The organism is Flavobacterium sp. (genome assembly GCF_003525665.1).
Classification (GTDB): Bacteria; Bacteroidota; Bacteroidia; order Flavobacteriales; family Flavobacteriaceae; genus Flavobacterium.
Genome location: NZ_DQDX01000150.1, coordinates 1 through 6,080, shown reverse-complemented (window position 1 = coordinate 6,080; position 6,080 = coordinate 1). Strand labels below are relative to the sequence as shown.

Below are 6,080 nucleotides of genomic sequence, written 5' to 3'. Positions count from 1 at the left end.
AGCCATTCGCTTCTAATTATTTAAGAGAAAAATCGTATTTTTGCCGAATGGAAACAAATAGACAGAAAAAAATAGGAAGCGTTCTACAAAATGATTTGGTTGATATTCTTCAAGGTGAAGTGAGAAAAAACGGACTTACAAATTTGATAATTTCGGTTTCTAAGGTTATTGTTACTACAGATTTAGGAGTTGCAAGAGTATATTTGAGTGTTTTTCCTCAAGATAAAGCTGCCGAAATTTTGGCTGCTGTGAAATCGAATATGCCGCTGATTAAACATGATTTATCACAACGTGTGAAATTGCAATTGAGAAAAGTACCTAATCTTTCTTTTTACATTGATGACTCGTTGGATTATATCGAGAAAATTGATAATGCGCTTTCTGCAAAGGAAAATCCAATTGAAAATCGTGATCTTTTAGAAAAACGTAAAAAAGCGTAAGTGAATTTCCCACTTTACATAGCCAAACGCTACATTTTTAGTAAAAGCAAGAATAATGCTATTAATATTATTTCCCGAATTGCTTCGGGTGGAATTATTTTTAGTACGATGGCTTTGTTTATAGTATTGTCGGTTTTTAGTGGATTACGAGTTTTTAGTTTGTCGTTTTCGAATGATTTTGATCCCGATTTTAAGGCGAATCCTAAAAGTGGAAAATCGTTTGAAATTTCTGCCAATCAAGAAAAGCAACTCAAAAATATTGATGGAATTGCCAGTTTTAGTAAGGTAATTGAAGAACGCGTGCTTTTTTCTTTTAGCGGAAAACAACAAGTTACTTTTATAAAAGGTGTTGATTCTAATTTTGTTCATGTTAATAAAGCTTCTCAAAAACTTTTTAACGGATCTTGGTTCAAACCAAAAACGGTTCAGGTTGTTGTTGGTTATGGAATTTCACAAAAATTATCGTTAGGATTATTTGATTTCAATAATCAGTTAGAAGTTTTTGTACCAAAACCTGGAAAAGGAGCTATCGAAAATCCGGATGATGCTTTTAATAAATCAGTTATAATTCCGGTTGGAATTTTTGCAACTAATAATGAAGAGCTCGATTCTAAATATGTTTTTGCCGATTTAGGATTGACGCAAGAATTATTAGAATACAAACCCAATCAAATTTCGGGAATTGAATTTAAAACAAAACCCAATGCTGATGAAGATGCCATTCGAACTGAAATAGCAAAAATATTAAACAATAAAGTAGAAGTTAAGAACCGAGCGGAACTGAATGCTACTTTATATAAGATGCTAAATACCGAAAACATTGCCGTTTACCTAATCTGTACTTTAGTGATAATTATTGCGCTTTTCAACTTAATTGGCGCTTTGATTATGATGGTTTTAGATAAAAAAGCCAATTTAAAAACGCTTTACAATTTAGGAACCGAAGTAAAAGATTTGAGAAAGATATTCTTACTTCAAGGAACATTATTGAGTGTTTTAGGTGGAATTATCGGACTTGTTTTAGGAATTATTGTTGTTATAATTCAACAGCAATTCAATCTAATTATGATTACCGAGAGTTTGGCTTATCCTGTGGTTTTTTCGATTCAAAATGTACTTATTGTTTTTGGAACGATTGTAACACTTGGATTTATTGCAAGTTTGATTGCAAGTAGTCGTGTTAGTAAAAAATTATTAGATTAAAAAACCTGATAATCAGAATAGATTTCTTGAATTTCATCTAAAGCTTTGAATAACTCCTCTGGATCTTCGATGGTTACTAATTTTAATCTAAATTCTTTAAAATTGGCAATTCCTTTGAAGTAATTGGTGTAATGACGACGCATTTCAATAATTCCAAGGCGTTCACCTTTCCAATCCATTGACCAAGTCAAGTGATTTCTTGCAGCTTCTACTCTATCGGAAATTGTTGGTTTTGCTAAATGTTCTCCTGTAGCAAAATAATGTTTGATTTCGTTAAAAATCCAAGGATAACCAATTGCTGCACGACCAATCATCATTCCGTCAAGGCCGAATTTATTTTTATATTCTAATGCTTTTTCTGGAGAATCGATATCGCCGTTTCCGAAGATTGGCATTGTGATCCTAGGATTATTTTTCACTCGTTCAATATGAGTCCAATCAGAATGGCCTTTGTACATTTGCGCACGAGTTCTTGCATGAACCGTTAAGGCTTGCACACCAATATCTTGTAGTCTTTCAGCAACCTCATCAATATTTATAGAATTTTCATCCCAACCTAATCTAGTTTTAACCGTTACCGGAAGCGATGTTCCTTTAATAACTGCTTTTGTTAAGCGAATCATCAAATCTACATCTTTCAAAACTCCTGCGCCTGCACCTTTGCAAACTACTTTTTTTACTGGACAACCAAAATTGATATCCACCAAATCGGGTTGAACAGCATCGACAATTCGTGAAGACATCTCCATTGCCTCTTCATCACCACCAAATATTTGGATTCCAACTGGTCGTTCGTAATCGAAAATATCCAATTTCATTCTGCTTTTTACGGCATCACGAATCAATCCTTCCGAAGAAATAAATTCGGAATACATTAAATCGGCACCGTGCAATTTACACAACCTACGAAATGGTGGATCACTCACGTCTTCCATCGGCGCAAGTAATAGCGGAAAATCTGGTAATATGATGTTGCCTATTTTGGGCATTGGATTAATTTTTTTTGCAAAAATACAAAATTTTGTTGGTTTCAAGTTTAAGGTTTCAAGTTTCAGACATATAAATCAAAACTTTACTTTATATTTGCAGATTAATTCCTTATTATTGGAATATTGCGTTAGGGATTACTTCACATAACTTTTATTTTTATAGGAGTTCAGTGAATTTTATTTGCAGTGAAAATCCTTTTACTTTTTTCTTTAAAAAGTAAAAGATTGCAACGAAAAGCCCGACCGCTTTTTCAGCGGAAACGCCCAAAAAATTGACAGAAAACGAAGATGAAAAATATTAGAAATTTTTGCATTATTGCACATATTGACCACGGAAAAAGTACGCTTGCCGATAGACTTCTTGGCGCAACACAAACCGTTACTGCTCGTGAAGAAAAAGCACAATTGCTTGACAACATGGACTTGGAGCGTGAACGTGGAATTACCATAAAAAGTCACGCCATTCAAATGGAATATACTTATAAAGGTGAACAATACATTTTGAATTTAATTGATACACCTGGACACGTAGATTTTTCGTATGAAGTTTCTCGTTCGATTGCGGCTTGCGAAGGTGCGTTACTAATTGTTGATGCTGCACAAAGTATTCAGGCTCAAACGATTTCTAATTTATATTTGGCTTTAGAAAACGACTTGGAAATTATTCCGGTTTTGAATAAAGTCGATTTACCAAGTGCAAATCCTGAAGAAGTTAGTGACGATATAATAGATTTATTAGGTTGTAAACTAGAAGATATTATTCACGCTTCAGGTAAAACTGGATTTGGTGTTGAAAATATTCTTGCTGCAATTATTGAGAAAATTCCTGCTCCAAAAGGTAATGTTGATGAACCATTACAGGCGTTAATTTTTGATTCACATTACAATCCGTTTCGTGGAATTGAAGTTATTTTCCGTGTAAAAAATGGTGAGATAAAGAAAGGTCAGAAGATTAAATTCATGGCTACAGGCAATGAATATTTCGCTGATGAAGTAGGAACTTTGAAGTTGAATCAGGTTCCGAAAAACGTTATTTCTACTGGCGATGTTGGATATTTAATCTCTGGAATTAAAGAAGCAAAAGAAGTAAAAGTTGGTGATACCTTAACGGATGCAAAAACGCCAACAACAAATATGATTACCGGATTTGAAGATGTAAAACCAATGGTTTTCGCCGGAATTTATCCTGTGGATACCGACGATTTTGAAGATTTGCGTGCTTCCATGGAAAAACTACAATTGAACGATGCTTCGTTGGTTTTTGCTGCAGAAAGTTCGGCTGCTTTAGGATTTGGTTTCCGTTGTGGATTCTTAGGAATGTTGCACTTAGAAATTATTCAAGAACGATTGGAACGCGAATACGATATGACTGTAATTACTACAGTTCCCAACGTTTCGTATTTGGCTTACACCAAAAAAGATCCAGAAGTTTCATTTGTAATTAACAATCCATCCGATTTACCAGAACCTTCAAAATTAGACCGAGTTGAAGAACCGTATATAAAAGCAACCATCATTACCAAAGCCGATTATGTTGGAAATGTAATGAGTTTGTGTATCGAAAAACGTGGTGTAATTACCAATCAAACGTATTTGACGACAGAACGAGTTGAATTAACTTTTGATATGCCATTGGCTGAAATTGTATTCGATTTTTATGATCGATTGAAAACAGTTTCTAAAGGTTACGCCTCATTTGATTATTCTCCAATTGGAATGCGAACTTCTAAATTGGTGAAACTTGATGTGTTATTAAACGCACAATCGGTTGATGCTCTTTCTGCGTTGATTCACGAAAGTAATGCCTACACTATTGGTAAAAAAATGTGTGAGAAATTACGCGAATTAATACCAAGACAACAATTTGACATTCCGATTCAGGCAGCCATTGGAGCAAAAATTATTGCTCGTGAAACTATAAAAGCGTTAAGAAAAGACGTTACTGCAAAATGTTATGGTGGTGATATTTCGAGAAAACGTAAACTTCTTGAAAAACAGAAAAAAGGTAAAAAGAGAATGCGTTTGGTAGGAAATGTTGAAATTCCACAAGAAGCGTTTATGGCTGTTTTGAAGTTGAATGATTAATTTTTTTAGAATAAAGAAAATAGAGAATAGAATATAGACAAAACCCAATGACGAAAGTTGTTGGGTTTTTTGTTTTACTTTTGTTTTTTTTAGTAACTTTGTTATATGGACTCCATTAATTTAAATATCAAATTAGATATAAACCAACTATTAGAAGCGGTTAAACAATTATCTCCAACAGATAGATTGAAAATTAATGACGCAATATGGAATGATGAAATAGAAATTCCTATTGAACACCAAAAAATAGTTTTAGATCGAGTTTCTGAGTCACAAATTGACCCAAACAGACTATTAGATTGGGAGGAAGTTTCTAAAAATTTATAATTTTGATTTATGAGTTAAAAATTGATGTTGATGCTTTTAAAGACATTCAGCAAGCAAGAGATTGGTACGAAATTCAATCAAAAGGATTGGGCAAGCGTTATGCTACCCAAGTAAAAAAGCAAATCAATTCATTAAAGAAAGATCCTTATATTTTTTCCATAAAATACAATGAAATTCGTTGTAGAAAAATTGAAAAATTCCCATTTCTGATTCATTACAAAATTAATGAGGAATTGAAAATTGTTGCCGTTTTTGCAGTATTTCATACTTCTAGAAATCCTGAAATTTGGAAAAGAAATACAGGTAAGTAAAAATTATTCTATTTCACCTAACAGCCTCATCACATCTTCTGCTTTAAAAAGTTGTGTTCCTTCGTTCATAGTCGCAGCAGTTCCACAACAAACACCTATTTGGATTACTTCTTTTAGCGTTTTATTTTGTGATAATGCCCAAACCATTCCGCCAACCATGCTATCGCCTGCGCCAACGGTACTTTTCTTTTCTACTTTTGGTGCTTTTACTAAATGTGTTTCATCTTTTGTGACCAAAATTGCACCGTCAGCACCAAGTGAAACTACCACAATTTCGGCACTTTTATTTTCGATGAGTTTTTTTGCTGCTTTTTCTACTTCTGGTAACTCTAGCCTTTCGACTCCAATTAGTTTTGCTAATTCGCCAATGTTGGGTTTGATCAAATAAACGCCAGTTTCTAATACTTTTTGCAAGGCTTCGCCAGAAGTATCAACGATAACTTTTATGTTTGATTCTTTAGCGATTTCTGCTATTTTTTGATAAAAATTGGTTGCTAATCCTTCGTTCAAACTTCCGCTGATGACTAGATAATCAGTTTTCAGCTCTTTTATGGTTTGGAGGATTTTATTTTTTTCATCTTCATGAAATTCATTTCCTGGAAATCCGAATCTATATTGTGCTTTGGTTTTATTTTCGAATGCAATGAAATTTTCTCTGGTCCAATTTTTAGTTTTGATTACACAACTTTCTAGATTTTCATTCTTAATTAAATCTTCCAACATTT

At 33.4% G+C, this 6,080-nt stretch carries 7 protein-coding genes; 5 read left to right on the top strand and 2 right to left on the bottom strand.

Annotation, left to right across the window (positions count from 1 at the left end; genetic code table 11):
• The first annotated feature begins 47 nt into the window (after window positions 1-47).
• Complete coding sequence (rbfA, locus tag DIU01_RS10570; RefSeq protein WP_290834272.1) at window positions 48-440, top strand: 30S ribosome-binding factor RbfA; 393 nt, start codon at window positions 48-50, stop codon at window positions 438-440.
• Window positions 441-1,643 (top strand): FtsX-like permease family protein, encoded by a 1,203-nt coding sequence (locus DIU01_RS10565; RefSeq protein ID WP_290834238.1) that lies wholly within the window; start codon window positions 441-443, stop codon window positions 1,641-1,643.
• On the opposite strand, the gene dusB is transcribed toward DIU01_RS10565, so the two are convergent.
• Complete coding sequence (gene dusB, locus DIU01_RS10560; protein WP_290834237.1) at window positions 1,640-2,632, bottom strand: tRNA dihydrouridine synthase DusB; 993 nt, start codon at window positions 2,630-2,632, stop codon at window positions 1,640-1,642. The genes DIU01_RS10565 and dusB overlap by 4 nt on opposite strands.
• Before the next feature lie 288 nt (window positions 2,633-2,920).
• Between dusB and lepA the strand changes: the two genes are divergently transcribed.
• The 3 genes from lepA to DIU01_RS10545 all read left to right on the top strand — a co-directional run bounded on the left by lepA (window position 2,921) and on the right by DIU01_RS10545 (window position 5,355).
• Window positions 2,921-4,717, top strand: a complete 1,797-nt coding sequence (gene lepA, locus DIU01_RS10555; protein ID WP_290834235.1) for a translation elongation factor 4 — start codon at window positions 2,921-2,923, stop codon at window positions 4,715-4,717.
• Between the two features lie 105 nt (window positions 4,718-4,822).
• The gene (locus DIU01_RS10550) at window positions 4,823-5,044 is read left to right on the top strand and encodes a hypothetical protein (RefSeq protein ID WP_290834233.1); all 222 of its coding nucleotides are present in this window, start codon (window positions 4,823-4,825) and stop codon (window positions 5,042-5,044) included.
• Between the two features lie 2 nt (window positions 5,045-5,046).
• Entirely contained in the window at window positions 5,047-5,355 is a 309-nt protein-coding gene (locus tag DIU01_RS10545; RefSeq protein WP_290834231.1) for a type II toxin-antitoxin system RelE/ParE family toxin, read from the top strand.
• 3 nt (window positions 5,356-5,358) lie between these two features.
• Here DIU01_RS10545 and DIU01_RS10540 read toward each other — a convergent pair.
• Window positions 5,359-6,080: 1-phosphofructokinase family hexose kinase (locus DIU01_RS10540; protein ID WP_290834229.1), on the bottom strand; the 722-nt coding region annotated here is incomplete at its 5' end.